The 15,175-nt window shown below is 69.5% G+C and carries 13 protein-coding genes and 1 pseudogene; 10 read left to right on the top strand and 4 right to left on the bottom strand.

The annotated features are described in order from the left end of the window. The 8 genes and pseudogenes from NM1_RS43260 to NM1_RS39810 all read left to right on the top strand — a co-directional run. A pseudogene (locus tag NM1_RS43260) lies at nucleotides 1–298 on the top strand (hypothetical protein); the annotation flags it as partial. A gap of 71 nt (nucleotides 299–369) precedes the next feature. After that, nucleotides 370–1,902, top strand: coding sequence for a sodium:solute symporter (locus tag NM1_RS39840; protein ID WP_068032889.1), 1,533 nt, complete (start codon nucleotides 370–372; stop codon nucleotides 1,900–1,902). 37 nt (nucleotides 1,903–1,939) lie between these two features. Next, the gene (locus tag NM1_RS39835; protein ID WP_068032888.1) at nucleotides 1,940–2,812 is read left to right on the top strand and encodes a MurR/RpiR family transcriptional regulator; all 873 of its coding nucleotides are present in this window, start codon (nucleotides 1,940–1,942) and stop codon (nucleotides 2,810–2,812) included. After that, the gene (gene murQ / locus NM1_RS39830; protein ID WP_084520494.1) at nucleotides 2,813–3,712 is read left to right on the top strand and encodes an N-acetylmuramic acid 6-phosphate etherase; all 900 of its coding nucleotides are present in this window, start codon (nucleotides 2,813–2,815) and stop codon (nucleotides 3,710–3,712) included. 160 nt (nucleotides 3,713–3,872) lie between these two features. Further along, nucleotides 3,873–5,234, top strand: a complete 1,362-nt coding sequence (locus NM1_RS39825; RefSeq protein WP_068032886.1) for a NupC/NupG family nucleoside CNT transporter — start codon at nucleotides 3,873–3,875, stop codon at nucleotides 5,232–5,234. 192 nt (nucleotides 5,235–5,426) lie between these two features. Continuing rightward, on the top strand, nucleotides 5,427–6,212 hold the full coding sequence (locus tag NM1_RS39820) for an MBL fold metallo-hydrolase (RefSeq protein WP_246011443.1): 786 nt from the start codon (nucleotides 5,427–5,429) through the stop codon (nucleotides 6,210–6,212). Nucleotides 6,213–6,385: 173 nt separating this feature from the next. Continuing rightward, nucleotides 6,386–6,610, top strand: a complete 225-nt coding sequence (locus NM1_RS39815; RefSeq protein WP_068032882.1) for a hypothetical protein — start codon at nucleotides 6,386–6,388, stop codon at nucleotides 6,608–6,610. A gap of 130 nt (nucleotides 6,611–6,740) precedes the next feature. Beyond that, nucleotides 6,741–7,787 carry a fused (3R)-hydroxyacyl-ACP dehydratase subunits HadA/HadB gene (locus NM1_RS39810; RefSeq protein ID WP_068032880.1) on the top strand — a complete coding sequence of 349 codons (1,047 nt, stop codon included), beginning with the start codon at nucleotides 6,741–6,743 and terminating at the stop codon, nucleotides 7,785–7,787. Between the two features lie 72 nt (nucleotides 7,788–7,859). Here the strand turns inward: NM1_RS39810 and NM1_RS39805 are convergent, their stop codons facing one another. Together NM1_RS39805 and NM1_RS39800 are read right to left on the bottom strand one after the other, a co-directional pair. Further along, a complete protein-coding gene (locus NM1_RS39805) occupies nucleotides 7,860–9,095 on the bottom strand; it encodes a hypothetical protein (protein WP_373864101.1) in 1,236 nt (411 codons plus the stop codon). A gap of 253 nt (nucleotides 9,096–9,348) precedes the next feature. Beyond that, nucleotides 9,349–9,699 (bottom strand): hypothetical protein, encoded by a 351-nt coding sequence (locus NM1_RS39800; RefSeq protein ID WP_068032879.1) that lies wholly within the window; start codon nucleotides 9,697–9,699, stop codon nucleotides 9,349–9,351. A 316-nt stretch (nucleotides 9,700–10,015) separates the two neighbouring features. On the opposite strand from NM1_RS39800, the gene NM1_RS39795 reads away from it, so the two are divergent. Further along, nucleotides 10,016–12,259 (top strand): M20/M25/M40 family metallo-hydrolase, encoded by a 2,244-nt coding sequence (locus tag NM1_RS39795; RefSeq protein WP_084520493.1) that lies wholly within the window; start codon nucleotides 10,016–10,018, stop codon nucleotides 12,257–12,259. 11 nt (nucleotides 12,260–12,270) lie between these two features. On the opposite strand, the gene NM1_RS39790 is transcribed toward NM1_RS39795, so the two are convergent. After that, nucleotides 12,271–12,672 (bottom strand): hypothetical protein, encoded by a 402-nt coding sequence (locus tag NM1_RS39790; RefSeq protein WP_068032875.1) that lies wholly within the window; start codon nucleotides 12,670–12,672, stop codon nucleotides 12,271–12,273. A gap of 103 nt (nucleotides 12,673–12,775) precedes the next feature. Continuing rightward, nucleotides 12,776–14,431 carry an alkaline phosphatase D family protein gene (locus NM1_RS39785; protein WP_068032873.1) on the bottom strand — a complete coding sequence of 552 codons (1,656 nt, stop codon included), beginning with the start codon at nucleotides 14,429–14,431 and terminating at the stop codon, nucleotides 12,776–12,778. A gap of 318 nt (nucleotides 14,432–14,749) precedes the next feature. Here NM1_RS39785 and NM1_RS39780 point away from each other — a divergent pair. After that, the coding region (locus NM1_RS39780) for a phosphatase PAP2 family protein (RefSeq protein WP_255286279.1) at nucleotides 14,750–15,175 on the top strand (426 nt) is incomplete at its 3' end.

Raw genomic sequence — 15,175 nt, 5'->3', positions numbered from 1 at the left:
CGTCGCGGCGGCCGCGGACACCGACGCGACCGCCGCAGACATCATGGCCGCCGCGGGCCGCGCGCTGGGCCGCTCGGCCCTCGCCGCGATCACCCGCAGTGGCCTGCGCGAACCGGTGCCGTACGCGCTGACCGGTGGACTCGTCGAACTGGGTGCGGCACTGTTGATTCCGATCGAAAATACGATCGGAGGCGCCGCCGAGCGCCGCGCGGCCCGCGGCGGCCCGATCGATGGCGCCGCGCTGCTCGCCGTCGATACCGAAACCGCATTGGAACCACTGATCGCGCGAATTTCCTGAAAGTTATTGACAGGCATTATTGTGAGAGTTGACACTCATTTGCATTCTGTTCGCATTACCGGGAGTCCACGATGAACGCACTCAATGTTGCCGTCATCGTCGTCTACCTCGTCGGCGTCGCCTGGATCGGGCTGCGGCTGTCCGGTAAGCAGCGCTCCGCCTCGGACTATTTCGTCGGCGAGGGCCGAATGCCTTGGTGGACAGTGTGTTTCTCGGTGGTGGCCACCGAAACCAGTGTGCTCACCGTCATTTCGATCCCGGGCGGCGCCTACACCGATCAGGGCTTCGGGAACGTCGAGCTGGCCTTCGGCTACATCATCGGCCGCACCGCCGTCGCGCTCGCCCTGATTCCGCTGTACAAGCGCGGCGGATTCGTCAGCGCCTACCAGTATCTGCAGCTGCGGTTCGGCCGCTATCTGCAGGGCGTGGCCTCGGTGACCTTCGTCGTGACGCGGCTGCTCGCCGAGGGCGTGCGGCTGTTCGCCTCGGCCATCCCGATCAAGCTGCTGCTCAGCGAATTCGGCGTGACCCTCGGCTACGACATCATCATCGTGGCGCTGACGCTGCTGACGGTCGTCTACACCTACCTCGGCGGCATCAAGGCGGTGATCTGGACCGACGCGCTGCAGATGGGCCTGTATCTGCTGGGTGCGCTCATCGCGATCGCCGTGCTCACCGGCCACGTCGGCGCCTCCGGCTGGTCGGATGCCCTGCATGCGGGCAAGTTCCAGCTCTTCGATACCGACTTCGATCCGGCCCACATCCTCACCAGCAGCTTCGCGCTGCCGACCGCGATCATCGGCGGGGCCATCTTCGCCATGGCCTCGCACGGCTCGGATCAGCTGATCGTGCAACGCATTCTGGCGACGCGGTCGGTGCGCGACAGCCAGAAGGCCATGGTCGCGTCGGGCGTGTTCATCGCCGTGCAGTTCGCGGCCTTCTCACTGGTGGGCGCCCTGCTGTGGGCCTACAACGACGGCAAGACCCCCAAGGAGCTGGGGCTGTCGAGTGCCGACGGGCTGTATCCGGACTTCATCCTGCACGGCCTGCCGGTGGTGATCTCGGGGCTGCTGGTCGCCGGAATCCTCGGCGCCGCCATGGGTTCGCTGTCGGCCGCGCTCAACTCGATGTCGAATTCGACCGTGGCCGACATCATCCACAGCTTCTCCCGCCGGGAGATCTCCGACCTGACGATGCTGCGGCTGGGCCGGATCATGACCCTGGTCTGGGCCGCGCTGATGGCGCTGTGCGCCATGGGTTTCAGCACGACCACCGGCAACGTGTATCTCACGGCGCTGGCCATCGCGGGCTACACCTACGGCGCGCTGCTCGGCGCGTTCCTGCTGGGCCGGATCGTGAAGCGCGCCAACGAGTTCGACGCGATAGTTGCGTTCGTCGCCACCGTGATCGTGATGACGTTCGTGGTCCGGGTCGTCAAGATCGACGTCACGGTGGCCGGGAAGGTGACCGAAAAGGGCATCGCCGCACAGTGGCTCGTGCCGATCGGTGTCGCCGTCACCCTCGTCGTCGGCGGCCTCACCAGCCGCTTCCACCCGGCCCCCGACCCAGTGCCGCCGCCGGAGCCGGTCGAGGCGGTGGCATGATGCGAACACCCCGACATCCGGCTGGACGGAGGAAGCGATGACCGAAGGTGACGATGTCCGCAGTCGGCTGCTGGCGGCGCTCCCACGGCTCACCCCGACCGCCCGGCGGGTGGCGCAGGTGATCCGCGACGACCCGGCGGGGACGGCTCAGCTGACCGTGAACCAGCTCGCCGAGCGCGCCGAAACCAGCACCTCGGCGGTGGTCCGGCTCGCCAAAACCCTTGGCTACGAGGGATATCCACAGCTGCGCCTAGCACTGGCGGCGACCGGCACGGAGGACCGGACGCCGGTGCTGGCCACCGATATCGACCCCGAGGACGCGCCCTCGAAGGTGCTGCACAAGTTGGCCGCCTTCGAGACCGAGGGCCTGCTCGCCACGGCCCAGCGCGCCGACGCGGTGACCATGTCGGCGGTGTCCGAGGCGCTGGCGCAGGCCCGCCGGATCCAGTTGGTCGGCATCGGAGCCTCCGGGCTGGTGGCAATGGATATGGCGCAGAAGCTGACCCGGATAGGGCTGTGGTGCGGCGCCTGTACCTCCGAGGACGATGCGCTGGTACAGGGCAGCCTGCTCACGACGGGCGACGTCGCCATGGCCTTCTCGCACTCCGGGGAGACCGCGGGCGTCGTCGACGCCGTGCGGCGTGCCGATCGCAGCGGGGCGACGACCGTCGCGGTGACCGCCGGGGCCGGTTCGAGCCTGGCGTCCACCGCCGCGCACACTCTGCTCGCCGCCGGGCGCGAGGACGGTTTCCGGTCCGCGGCCATGGCGAGCCGGATGAGCCAGCTGCTGATCGTCGACGCGCTGTATGTCGGTGTCCTGCAACGCACTCCCGCGGCCGCCCAGGCGCTGCACCGCACCTACGACGCGGTTGCCGATCGCCGTATCCCGCGCCGGCCGCGGGAGGTGTAAGTGGACAAGCTCGGCGAACTGGCCACGGAGACCGCCAATCCGCGCTCCGCAGGCCTCGACTCGATGTCGATCGAGACCCTGCTGCACACCATGAACGCCGAGGACTCCCGGGTGGCTTCGGCTGTGGCGCAGGCGATTCCGAGCATCTCGCGGGCGGTCGAGGTGATCGTCGCCGCCCGTGGGCGCGGCGGGCGGCTGATCTACGCCGGCGCGGGCACCAGCGGACGGCTGGGCGTGCTCGACGCCTCGGAGTGCCCGCCCACCTTCGGCAGCGACCCCGGCGAGGTGCTGGGGCTGATCGCGGGCGGGCCGCAGGCGCTGACCGAGGCGGTGGAGGGGGCCGAGGACGATGCCGAGGCGGGCGCGCGCGACCTGGTGACACTCGGGCTGACCCCGGACGACGTCGTGGTGGCGCTGTCGGCGAGCGGGCGGACGCCCTACGCGGTCGGGGCACTGGACCGGGCGCGGGCGATCGGCGCCACGGCCGTGGCGCTGTCCTGCAATCGCGACGCCGAGCTCAGCGCGCACGCCGATATCGCCATCGAGATCGACACCGGCCCCGAGATCCTCACGGGGTCCACGCGGCTCAAGGCCGGGACGGCACAGAAGCTGGTGTGCAACATGCTGTCCACCGCGGTGATGGTGCGCGCCGGAAAGGTGTACGGCAACCTCATGGTCGACCTGCACCCCTCCAACACCAAGCTGGTGGACCGGGCGCGGCGCATCATCGCCGAGGCCACCGGTGTGGACTTCGACACGGCCGCAACGCTTCTCGACGCCGCGGACGGCCAGGCCAAGACGGCCATCGTCATGCAGCTGGCCGGGGTCGACGCCGATCGGGCCCGCGGAATGCTCACGAACGCACACGGTTTCGTCCGCGACGCAGTCCACGCACGCTGATCTCGTTCGCCACCCCGGTCATACGGTCCGCCGGGCGATAAACGCGACACTTTCTGTCGGAACTATCGCATTCGACGCGAAGAATTGCCGTTCGCTCTGTAGCGTGTCTCCAAATTGTTGCTGGTAGACAGCTTTATCGGCCGACCAGGCGGAGGTAATTGTGCAGTATGTGATCGGGGTGGCAGGCCTGCTGATATTCCTGTTGCTCGCCTGGCTACCGAGTTCGAACCACCGGGCGGCCGGGGGCAAGCTCGGGCGCGTGGCGCTGCTGCTGGTCGTGCAGTTCGTGCTCGGTTTCGTGCTGTTGAAGACCGGGGCGGGCACGGCGGTGGTGCGGGTGATCCGCGACGGCTTCCAGCACATCCTGGACTATGCCGCGCAGGGCACCGAGTTCATCTTCGGTGATCTGGTGAAGGTCGGCGGCGACAGCGGCCCGGCGTTCCTGTTCTCGGTGCTGATGCCGATCGTGTTCGTCTCGCTGCTGATCGGCATCCTGCAGCACATCGGGCTGCTCCAGCTGATCATCAAATACCTCGGCACGGCGTTGTCGTGGTTGAGTGGGTTCGGCAAGGTCGAGTCCTTCAATGCGGTGGCCGCCGCCATCCTCGGGCAGTCCGAGGTGTTCATCTCGTTGCGCACGATGCTGGAACGTATTCCGCCGCAACGCATGTACACCCTGTGCGCCTCGGCGATGTCGACGGTATCGGCGTCCATTCTCGGCGCCTACATGCAGCTCATCGACGCGAAGTTCGTCATCGCCGCCATCGTGCTCAACCTGGTGGGCGTCTTCGCGGTGACGGCGCTCATCAATCCCTACACCGTGACCGCCGAGGACGACGCCGACCTGCTCGACGGCCCGGCCGCCAAGGTCCCGGCCGCGAAAACGCCTGCCGCGGCGGCCGAATCGGACGGGACCGACACCTCCGGCGGCAAGACCTCCGACACCGAGGGCGAACGGACCGGCACCGAGGGCAAAGCCACCCAGCCGCCCGAAGTCACCACGACGACCCCCGGGCGACCCAAGAAGCAGTCGTTCTTCGAGATGCTCACCGACTACATCCTGGTCGGCTTCAAGGTCGCGTTCACGGTGGCGGCCATGCTCATCGGCTTCATCGCGCTGCTGGCGATGGTGAACGGGATCTTCGCCGCGATCTTCAACGGCACCACGTTCCAGGACGTGATGGGGCATGTGTTCGCGCCGCTCGCGTGGCTGACCGGCGTGCCGTGGGACGAGGCCGCGGAGGTGGGGCGGTTCATGGGCACCAAGCTGGTGTCGAACGAGATCGTCGCCATGCAGCAGTTGCGCGAGGAGCACGGGGAGTTGTCGGAGCATTCGATGGCGATCGTGTCCACCTATCTGGTGTCGTTCGCCAACTTCTCCAGCATCGCCATCATCATCGGCGCGGTGCGCAGCCTCAACGAGAAGCAGGGCCTGGTCGCCGCCCAGTACGGCCTGCGCCTGCTCTACGCCGCGACCCTGGTCAGCTTCCTGTCCGCCACCATCGTCGGCCTGCTCAGCTGACGCGCCGACACCTCGCCGTGTCCACCGGTGACCAGGACTTGACGTGCCGGAAAGATACGCGGTCGGCGGGTCCGAAAGGGCGGCGGACCGGCTGAATTCGCGTCCTGGCAGCCGCTCGGGAGGAGTAGAAACGGGGTGGGTGTACCGGGAGAGGAGGAGTCGGCTGTGTGGAAGATATGTAGTACGTGCGGGGTGGAGCACGAGGCGGGCGCCACGATCTGCCGGATCTGCGCGGACGAACGGCAGTGGGTGCCCGCGGCGGGCCAGCAGTGGACCACGATCGCCGAGCTCGCGGCCGCCGGCACCACCGTCCAGGTGCGCGAGCTGGAGCCGGACCTGTTCGGCCTGACCACCGAGCCGCGCGTCGGCATCGGCCAGGAGTCACACCTGATTCGCACCCCCGCGGGCACCGTGCTGTGGGACGTGACCGGCTACGTCGACGAGGCAGTCGAACGGCAGGTGCGGGAGCTCGGCGAGGTCGTCGCCATCGTGCCCAGTCATCCGCATCACTACGGCGTCCAGGTCGAGTGGAGCCGCGCGCTGGGCGGCGTGCCGGTACTGGTCGCGGAGGCCGATATGGAGTGGGTCGCGCGCCCCGACCCGGTGATCCGGCCGTGGTCGGGCCGGGTGGACCTGCTGCCCGGAATCACGCTGCGCCAGTTGGGCGGTCACTTCGCGGGCAGCGCGGTGGCGCACTGGGCGGCGGGTGCCGGTGGGCGCGGCGTGCTGTTCAGCGCCGACACCATCCAGGCCAACCCGGACCGCCGGACGGTCGCCTTCATGCGCAGCTATCCGAACCGGATTCCGCTGTCGCCCGCCGTCGTGGACCGGGTCGCCGAGACGGTCGAGGAATACGAGTTCGACCGGCTCTACGACAATTTCGGCAAGACCATCGATACCGATGCCCGCGCGGCCGTCCGCCGCTCGGCCGATCGCTACATCGCCTGGGTCCGAGGCGATTTCGACCATCTCACCTGAGCCCCGCGGAACCACCGGGCGATTGGGGACGGTCACGGCAGACCCCGATCACCGGTGGTGACCGGAAACAAATCCGCTGCAGCGGAATGATTTTCGGATACAAGAGGGATTACCTTCTCCGTTCGACGGGTCATCGGCGCCCCGGGTCCCGCGTACCCCGAGAAGGAGCCGATGTGAGCAAGCAGTCGACGTGGCCGGAGGCCGCGCCCGAACAGCGGACGGCGACCGACCGCAATCGGATGATCGTCGTGCAGGTCCTGCTGGCGCTCGGAGCCCTCGCGGTGGTGGCCGCCGGATGCTACGCGCTGGTCGCGGGGGCGCTCCCGGAGGACAGCCCGTCGGCGCCGACGATCGTGCCGCCCTCGCCGATCCTGTGGACCGGCGTCGTCCCCCGGTGACGATCGATTCGTGCTGCGTCCCAACATCATCGGCGCCGCTTCCGTGATCGGTCCCGGATTCCCGGACTCGTCCCTCGGCGCCCATCCGTCGGCAGTAGTTTCGCCGCACATTCCCGGACCTAGGAGGACTATGGACACTCTCACCCGCGCACCGGCCGATCAGGCTCGCAGCTTGGTCGGACAGCGCTATCGCCAGGCCGACCACTACGAGGTGGGCCGCGAGAAGATCCGCGAATTCGCTCGCGCACTGCAGGATTCGCATCCCGCGCACCACAGCGAGCTGGCCGCCGCGGAGCTGGGATTCGAGGCGCTGATCGCCCCGGCGACCTTCGCGACGCTGCCGTGGATACGGACGCAGGACGAGGTGTTCAGCACGCAGCTCTACGAATACGACCTCGGCCAGGTACTGCAGGCCGATCAGGTGCTGGAGTTCGCCCGGCCGCTGATGGCCGGTGACATCCTCACCTCGGACGTGTATTTCCAGTCCTTCCGGCAGGTCCGCGACCTCGATCTGCTCACCACCAAGAACGTGCTCACCGACCGGCACGGCGTCCCGGTGCAGGCCGGGACGACCACCCTCGTCGCCCGCACGGGCAGCGTCCGCTCCGATCTGGCCGATATGGTGGACGGGATCATCATGACCGGCCTCGGTGCCGGTGAGCGCCAGACGCACCACGCCCGTGAGCGATTGGGCACGCTGCTGCCCGTCACCGGCGACGCGATCACGGTGACGCCGAACGGCCGAAGGCCGCATACCGCCTGCACCACAGGCGATCTCGCGCCCGGCGACCAGCTGCCCTCGCGCACGGTCCGCCTGACCAGGGGCGATCTGGCCAACTTCACCGGCGTGACGGGTGACGCCAATCCGATCCATTTCAGCGACGATGTCGCCCGCGCCGCCGGACTGCCGTCGATCGTCGCGCACGGCATGCTCACCATGGGCCTGGGTGCCGGTTACCTGACCGAGTGGCTGGGCGACCCGGCCGCGGTGACCAAGTACGGGGTGCGATTCTCCGGCACGCTGCCCGTCGCGACGGACCGGCCCAGCACCGTCGAATTCGGTGGCACGGTCAAGACCGTCGATCACGAGCAGGGCACCGCGACGATCGCCGTCACCGCAATCGGCAACGGGCAGAAACTGTTCAGCCGCGCCAGCGCGGTGGTGGCACTGCGCTGAGCGCGACGGTCGGCGCCGCGCTCGGACACCGAACGGCACCGCGCTGGGAGGCGCGGTGCCGGAGGCTCCTGCTTACTCGTCCGGGTCGAATCCGTTGATCCGCTGCTTGGCGGCCCGGGCGCGGCGACGCTCGGCCCGCAACTCGGCCAGCTCCTGCTCCAGCGTCTCGGCGATCCGGAACTGGCCGGTGTCGTAGACGCTGAGCGGATCGTCCTCGGCGGACGCACCCTCGGACTTCTTCTTGCTCGAACCGTTCGAACCGTTGGTCCCCGAGCCGTTCACCTCGTCCTTGGCGTCGTCGACCCGCCAGCTCTTGGCCTGGGTCGTGCTCGGCGTCTTCGGGGTCCAGATATCGGGTTCCTCGGCCGGGTCCAGCACGTCGCCGGTGGTCTTGGCGGCCGGTTCCTCGGCGGGCTTCGACTCGGCGGCGCCGGGCAGCGCGGCCTGCGGCACCGGCGGCCGGGTGTCGGGCGCGGACTGCCGGATGAAGCTCACGAACGTGGGCAGCGTGCGCCGGATCTGCTCGGCCGGATCGGGCAGTTCGCGCACCTGCTCGGTGGCGCGGGCGATGGCCTGGCCGTAGCGGTGGCTCGCGGCGTTGTGGATGAGCAGCGAGACGCCGATCATCACCGGCGCCACCGCGTGCACGCCCACCTCGTACCACTCGGCGGAGCGCAGGTAGGGGTAGGTATTGAGGACCACCGTCAGCCCCAGCAGGGACAGTTCGGCCATGGCGACCTGGCGGCGGCTGTCGAGAATGCCCCATTCGGCGACCTTGTTGGTCCCGACCATGATGATGATCAGGCAGACGCTGATCATGCCCTCGAGCAGGTAGCTGAACCAGAACAGCGGATCGGTCGCACCGCCGGGGGCGATGTTGTGCTGCACGTTGACGGCCGACCACAGCATGCCCGCCGTCACGACCGCGGCCAGGCCGCGCTGCGACCAGGCCCGGTGACGGTACAGCGAGGCCAGCTTGGCGTGCGGGCTGGACTCGCGGCGCTGGGCGGCAACGGCCTTGCGGGCCATCAACAGATCTCGCATGTCGGCCTTCGCGATCGCCTCTGAGGTCTGCCTTGCGCGGTCCGATGCCGAGGCCGCGGCCTGAACGTTCTTCCAGCGTTGGTCGCGTTCCTGCTCACGGATTTTCTCGGCGAGGTCGCGCTCGGCGTGTAGTTCGTCCTCCGACAGCGCATCGGTCAGCGCCGGATCGAACTGGTACGCCAGGCGCCCGCGAGCCTTCTCGACCCGCTTCGCCAGCTGCGCGACCTCGTCTCCGTTGGGACGTTCGAGGGTCAACGGGACCACCGCCCGGTGGGATGCGATGGCCGACAGATGATCACGAGTGGGAACGGCACACGACATTAATAGTCGATCGACCGCCGTCCGCGAAACTGTAGATTTGCCGAAATCCAAGTTTCTACGGCGTGCCGCGCACGACACGCCGAGTCCGGTTACCGGAGTCGCGTTGTCGAGCATGACAATTCGTCGGTTTTGTGTCGATGATGTAGGTCTGCGCCGCGATGACGATACCGAACGGACGGTACGGCGGCCAGGGCCCTCAGGCCGCCGCGGCGGCGGTCAGCATCCGGCGCACGTCCTCGACGTCCGCGACGTCCACGACCAGCCGGGTGAAATCCGATCCGGACAGGTCGATCTGGACCGCACGACCGTCGAACAGCGTGTCCCAGAATTCCTTACGCCCCTTGCCCCGGAACGTGCCCGCGGCGATCACGCCGGGGAAGAAGGTCCCGGGCGCGCGCACCCACGGCGGCCGGCTGTCCACCGGCGCCGGGCCGACGGCGGTGACGTCGGACAGGTCGAAGCTGAACTGCTCGCGCAGACCCAGGAAGCGGTGGGCGCCGAGCACATGTACCGTCACCGTCGTTCCTGTGACCTCGATGTCGACCATCGCGCACCTACCTCTCACCCGGGGGCTCGTTCCTCCTGTTCCAGGATGCGGAGCGCTGCTGACCGGAGTCTGAGGTCTTCCTATGAGTTTTCTCAGATTCCCGGCAAAAAGCACGCCGGGAACATGAGAGCTGGCAGCGCACGCCGGGAACTGGGGGCTTTTACGCCAGGTGCGGGGCGTTGCAGCACCCGGGGACGCAGGCTGGCAGCGCCAGGTGCGGGGCGTTGCGGCACCTGGGTTGGCGGCGCCGGTCCGGAGTGTTGCGGCACCTGGGTGGTGGGGCTGGTGGGGGGCGGCGCGGCATTAGGATCGGCTCATGCGGGTGGGACGACGGGTTTCCGGGGTGCTGGCCTTTGTGGTGCTGTTGGCCGTGGTTGTCGGGACGGCCTGGGAGCAGCAGCCGCACGGGTACCGGGGTGGGGCGGCGCCCGCCGAGGTGTTCAGCGCCGAGCGGGCGTTCCGGACGGTCGAGGCGATCGCCGCGCGGCCGCATCCGGTGGGCACCGCCGAACACGACCGGGTCCGTGACCATCTCGTCGACCGGCTGCGGAACCTGGGGCTGGATACCGAGATTCAGAGCGGTATCGGCCGGTATCCCGCGGGCCTCGTGCGCGATGTGGTCGGCATGGCGCGGGTCGACAACATAGTCGCCCGCCTGCCGGGCACCGATCCGACCGGGACCGTTTACCTGACGGCGCACTACGATTCGGTGCCGCCCGCGCCCGGTGCGAACGACGACGGCGTCGGTGTCGCGGCCGTGCTGGAGTCGGTGCGCGCGCTGCGCGAGGCCCGCACCGAGCTGCGCAACGACGTGGTGGTGCTGCTGACCGACGCCGAGGAGGTCGGCCTGCTGGGCGCCGAGGCCTTCGTCTCCGGCGGCAGGGCCGATCCCCGCGGCGGGGTCGTCGTGAACCACGAGGCCCGCGGCGCCGGAGGCCCGGTCACGCTGTGGCGCATCACCCGTCCCGACGGCGGCCTGGTCCGCGAGGTGGCGGATATACCGTTCCCGAACACCGACTCGATGTCGACGTCGCTGGCCGATGGGCAGACCTCGAGCAACACCGATTTCACCGCCTTCGACCCGGCCGGGCTGCGGACGCTGGACTGGGCCTACGCGGGCCGGAACGCGTACTACCACAACCCGTTCGACGACCCCGCGCACGTGAGCCTCGCGACGCTGCAGCAGATGGGCGACAACACCCTCGCGCAGGCCCGCGCGTTCGGCAACCAGGATCTGACAGCGGCCGACGACGGGAACCGAGCCTACTTCTCGCTGCCCTTCGGGGTGCTGATCGTGCTGCCGCTGTGGGTGATCATCGTGCTCGCGGTGGCGACGCTGATCGGCGCGGGCTGGGTGGTGCGGCAGGTGCGGCGCAACGGCGAGGCCTCGATTCGCGGCGTGCTCGGTTCCGCCGCAACGGCGTTGGTCGCGGTGCCGCTGGCCATGGCCGCCACCTACGGGCTGTGGGAGGCGCTGCGGGCGATCCGGCCGGAGTATCGGCCGCTGTTCGTCGATCCGTATCGGCCCGAGTTCTACTACGCGGCAATACTCGTGCTGTGCGTGGCGGTGCTCACCGCGTGGTACGCGCTCGCCCGGCGCCTGTTCGGGCCCACCGCCCCCGCGGCCGGACTGCTGTGCTGTGTGGCCGTACTCGGCGGCGCGGTCACCGCGATCGCACCGGCCGCGGCCGAGATCCTGGTGGTCCCCGGATTCGCTGCGGTCGTGGGGATTTCGCTGACGTTCGCGGTGCCCGACGCCTGGCGGCTGCCGGTGCTGACCGTCTTCCTGATTCCGGCGGCGGTGTTCCTGGGCGGCCTCGCCTGGTCCGGGCTGCAGGCCGGAATCACCGGGGCGCCGTTCCTCGTGGCGCCCGCCGTGGTGCTGTTCGGCGGACTGCTCCTGCTGACCCTCACGCATGCGTGGCCGCGACGGCGCACGGCATTGATTCCCGCGGCCGCCGTCACGCTCACCGTCGCACTGGCGGCCGCGGGCCTGGCCGTCGACCGGTTCGACGACCGGCACCCGCTGATGTCCCAGCTGGCCTATGCCCTCGACGCCGACAGCAATGCGGCGCAGTGGGTTTCGCAGCAGGATCCGGACCACTGGACGCGCGGCTTCGTCCGCACGAACACGCTGCCCGACCCGTTCGCGAACCTGTACCCGGACGCGGTGGCAGGCGGGCCCGCGCCGACGGCGACGCTGTCCGCTCCGGTAGCCGAGATCCTGTCGGACACCACGAATTCGGGGCATCGCACGGTGCATCTGCGGCTGCGGTCCACGCGCGGGGCCATGGCCCTCGCGCTGCGCTACGACACCCCGATCCACACGCTGCGGGTGGCGGGCCGGGAGTTGTCCCCGGTGCCGCACAAGGGTTTCCGGCTGGAGGCACCCCCGGCCGAGGGCATCGATGTGCAGCTGACCGCCCCGGCCGGGCCCCTCCCCCTGCGCGTGGTCGACTACACCTGGCTGCCCGACTCCGGGCTCGCCGATCCCCCGGCGGACATCTACTACCGCCAGGACAGCACGGCCGCGGTGTTCACGACCGTCAAGGGTTTGTGAGGCTCACACGGTCATCGGAAGATCGGAGTCCGGCGCCACGCCGTCACGGGCTGCAGGTAGCCGTTGCGGCTCAGCCACTGCACCGTATCGGTGAGGTCGTCTTCGGGAATTCCGGTGTCCTGCACCAGTTCATCGACGGTACTGGTCCCGCCGACCTCCTTGATCTGGTGCAGGACGTACAGCTCGAATTCGGTCAGCTGATGGTGGGAGCCGAGCACATAGGCCGCCCCGACGGTCAACTGCCAGGCGGTGACGCCGACGATGTAGCGGTGGCGTTTCAGCCACGCCAGGGCGTCTTCGATCTCGTAGGCGGGCGCATCCAGCAGGTCCGCCAGTTCGTCCGCGGTGCGGGCCGCGGGGCTTTCGGACAACACTTCGAGAGTATCGGCCTGGGCAGTGGTGAGTTCAGTCATTCCTCGATACCGGCGTGAGAGGGTGGCCTGGGCGCCTAGACCGTACAGCGAATGTGCGCTCCGCGCTCTATGTCCGGATTCCCATGAGTGGATGTCACAGTCGCTACCGCGGCCCCGGGCCGGATTGCGCGGCGGCCTCGGGCCCGGAGGTCGGGTCGACTCCGGGCTCGGGCTGCCAGGCCGCGACGGCGCCCGGAACCCCGTCCCGCACAACGAATTCGGCCCGGGTGGTGACGGGAGCGCCCGGCTGGCGCACGTACGGAACCACGCGGAACTCGCTGCGCCACAGGCCGTGATCGAGGTCGACCCGCACGTAGCCGCGCTGGCCGTTGAAGAACTTCAGGTCGGGATTGGCGGCCAGCAGGGCGCGGCCGCGCGCGGTCAGGTCCGCGCCGTCGCCGCCCGTCGTGATCGAGGTTCCGGTGAATTCGGTAGCCACCACCGGTGATTCGGGGCGGGCATAATCGGCGCGCAGGTCGGCGGCGTAGTTCTCGTGCCGGTCGCCGGTGAGCACCACGAGATTGCGCGCACCGCGATCGGCGGCCGCGCCCAGGACGGCATTGCGGTCGGCCACATAGCCGTCCCACGAATCGGTGCCCACCGAGATTCCGGGGCCGGGGTCGTAGTCGGACTGCGCCATCGCCACCTGGTTTCCGAGGATCTGCCACCGGGCGGGCGAGTCCGCGAAGCCGTCGAGCAGCCAATCACGCTGCCGGGCACCGAGTATGGTGCGGTCGGCCGCGAATCGCTCGGGGCAGTCGTCGACCAGGTTGCCGTCACCGCACGCCTGCTCGGTGCGGTACTGCCGGGTGTCGAGCATGGTGATCTCGGCCAGATCGCCGAAGCGGTAGCGCCGATGCAGCCGCATATCCGGCCCGGACGGCAGTTGGGCGATCCGCAGCGGCTGATGCTCGTACATCGCCCGGAACGCCGCGGCCCGTCTTCGCCGATACAGCACCGGGATCCGGTGGATATCGATGCCCAGACCCGGGGTGTCACCGGCCCAGTTGTTGTCGACCTCGTGGTCGTCCATGGTGACCAGCCAGGGGAATGCCGCGTGTGCGGCGCGCAGCGGGGCCTCGGCCTTGTTCTGCGCGTAGCGCAGGCGGTAGCCGCGCAGATCCACCGATTCGTTCCAGAATTGCCGGTCCATCGTGGCGCCTATCCGGCCCAGCATCCACACCTGCTCGTAGATGTAGTCGCCCAGATGGACGACCAGGTCGAGGTCCTCGGCGCTCAGGTGCTCGTAGGCGGTGAAATAGCCGGAGTGCCAGGCCTGGCAGGAGGCGAACGCGAAACGCATGCGCGCGGTGGGGCTTCCGGGCGCGGGAGCCGTGCGGGTCCGGCCGACCGGGGAGATCGCCGAGCCCGCGCGAAACCGATAGAAGTACCAGCGGTCCGGCGCCAGGCCGCGCACCTCGGGATGCACGCTGTGCGCGAAGTCGCGGGTGGCCACCGCGGAACCGCGCGCCACCACCTGCCGGAAGTGTTCGTCGTCGGCGACCTCGTAGTCGACGGTCACCGGCGCCTGCGCGGTACCGCCGAGCCCGTCCGGCGCGAACGGGTCGGGCGCCAGCCGCGTCCACAGCACCACGCCGTCCGGCGTCGGGTCGCCGGACGCCACGCCCAGCGAGAACGGGTCGTCGCCGCGCCACCGCGGCGCCGCGAACCGCGCGCTGCCGACCGCCGAGGTACCGACGAGCAGCGCGGCCGATCCGGCGGTGCCGAATCTCAACAACTGCCGCCGCGACAGAACCATAAGCCAGGGTAACGCAACTGGAGTACCTCTCCGATTCGTCGGCGGACCCAACGCCCCGTTCGCCTCACGACCCGCCGCGCCTCCCCAACCTCACATCCCGGCGCACCTGCCCACCTCACACCCCGGCGCACCTGCCCACCTCACACCCCGGCGCACCTGCCCACCTCACACCCCGGCGCACCCGCCCACCTCACACCCCGGCGCACCTGCCATCTCATATCCCCGGCGCGCTCTTCGCCGAGGACGGAACGGGGTGCGGCACTGGGGCTCTCGCGGCTGGGTGGGGATGGCTCGCGCGGCGGCGGTACTGTCGGTTCGGTGAGGAAGTGGTTGCGTCGAAAGTCCCGCCGGGTCGGCCGCTTCGACCGGGTCGTCAGCGGTGCGGTCGCGGAGCTGCCCATCTCGACGGTCGACCGCGGCATGCTGCGGTTGACCAGATCCGCCGACAACGGCGTGCTCTGGCTGGCCATCGCGGCGGTCCTCGCCACCCGCAAGGGCGCCGCGCGCCGGGCGGGGCTGCGCGGGGTGGTCGCGCTGGGCGGCGCCACCGTCGCCGCCAATACGTTCAAGACGGTCGTGGGCCGTCGCCGTCCGGCGGCCGAACTGCTGCCGCTGGATCGCCGGTTGATCCGCCGCCCGGCCTCCTCGTCCTTCCCGTCCGGGCACAGCGCCTCGGCGGTCGCCTTCGCCACGGCGGTGGCGATGGAGAGCCCGCGCAGTGCGCGGGTGGTGGCGCCGCTGGCC

The sequence above is a fragment of the Nocardia mexicana NBRC 108244 genome, assembly GCF_001613165.1.
Classification (GTDB): Bacteria; Actinomycetota; Actinomycetes; order Mycobacteriales; family Mycobacteriaceae; genus Nocardia; species Nocardia mexicana.
Note: the sequence above shows the minus strand (reverse complement) of the source record. Positions and strands in the feature narration are given on the sequence as shown.

Coding starts and splice junctions, on each gene's coding strand:
- NM1_RS39840 (WP_068032889.1), top strand. CDS start 370: ATGAACGCACTCAATGTTGCCGTCATCGTCGTCTACCTCGTCGGCGTC.
- NM1_RS39835 (WP_068032888.1), top strand. CDS start 1,940: ATGACCGAAGGTGACGATGTCCGCAGTCGGCTGCTGGCGGCGCTCCCA.
- NM1_RS39810 (WP_068032880.1), top strand. CDS start 6,741: ATGGACACTCTCACCCGCGCACCGGCCGATCAGGCTCGCAGCTTGGTC.
- NM1_RS39800 (WP_068032879.1), bottom strand. CDS start 9,699: ATGGTCGACATCGAGGTCACAGGAACGACGGTGACGGTACATGTGCTC.
- NM1_RS39795 (WP_084520493.1), top strand. CDS start 10,016: ATGCGGGTGGGACGACGGGTTTCCGGGGTGCTGGCCTTTGTGGTGCTG.
- NM1_RS39790 (WP_068032875.1), bottom strand. CDS start 12,672: ATGACTGAACTCACCACTGCCCAGGCCGATACTCTCGAAGTGTTGTCC.
- NM1_RS39785 (WP_068032873.1), bottom strand. CDS start 14,431: ATGGTTCTGTCGCGGCGGCAGTTGTTGAGATTCGGCACCGCCGGATCG.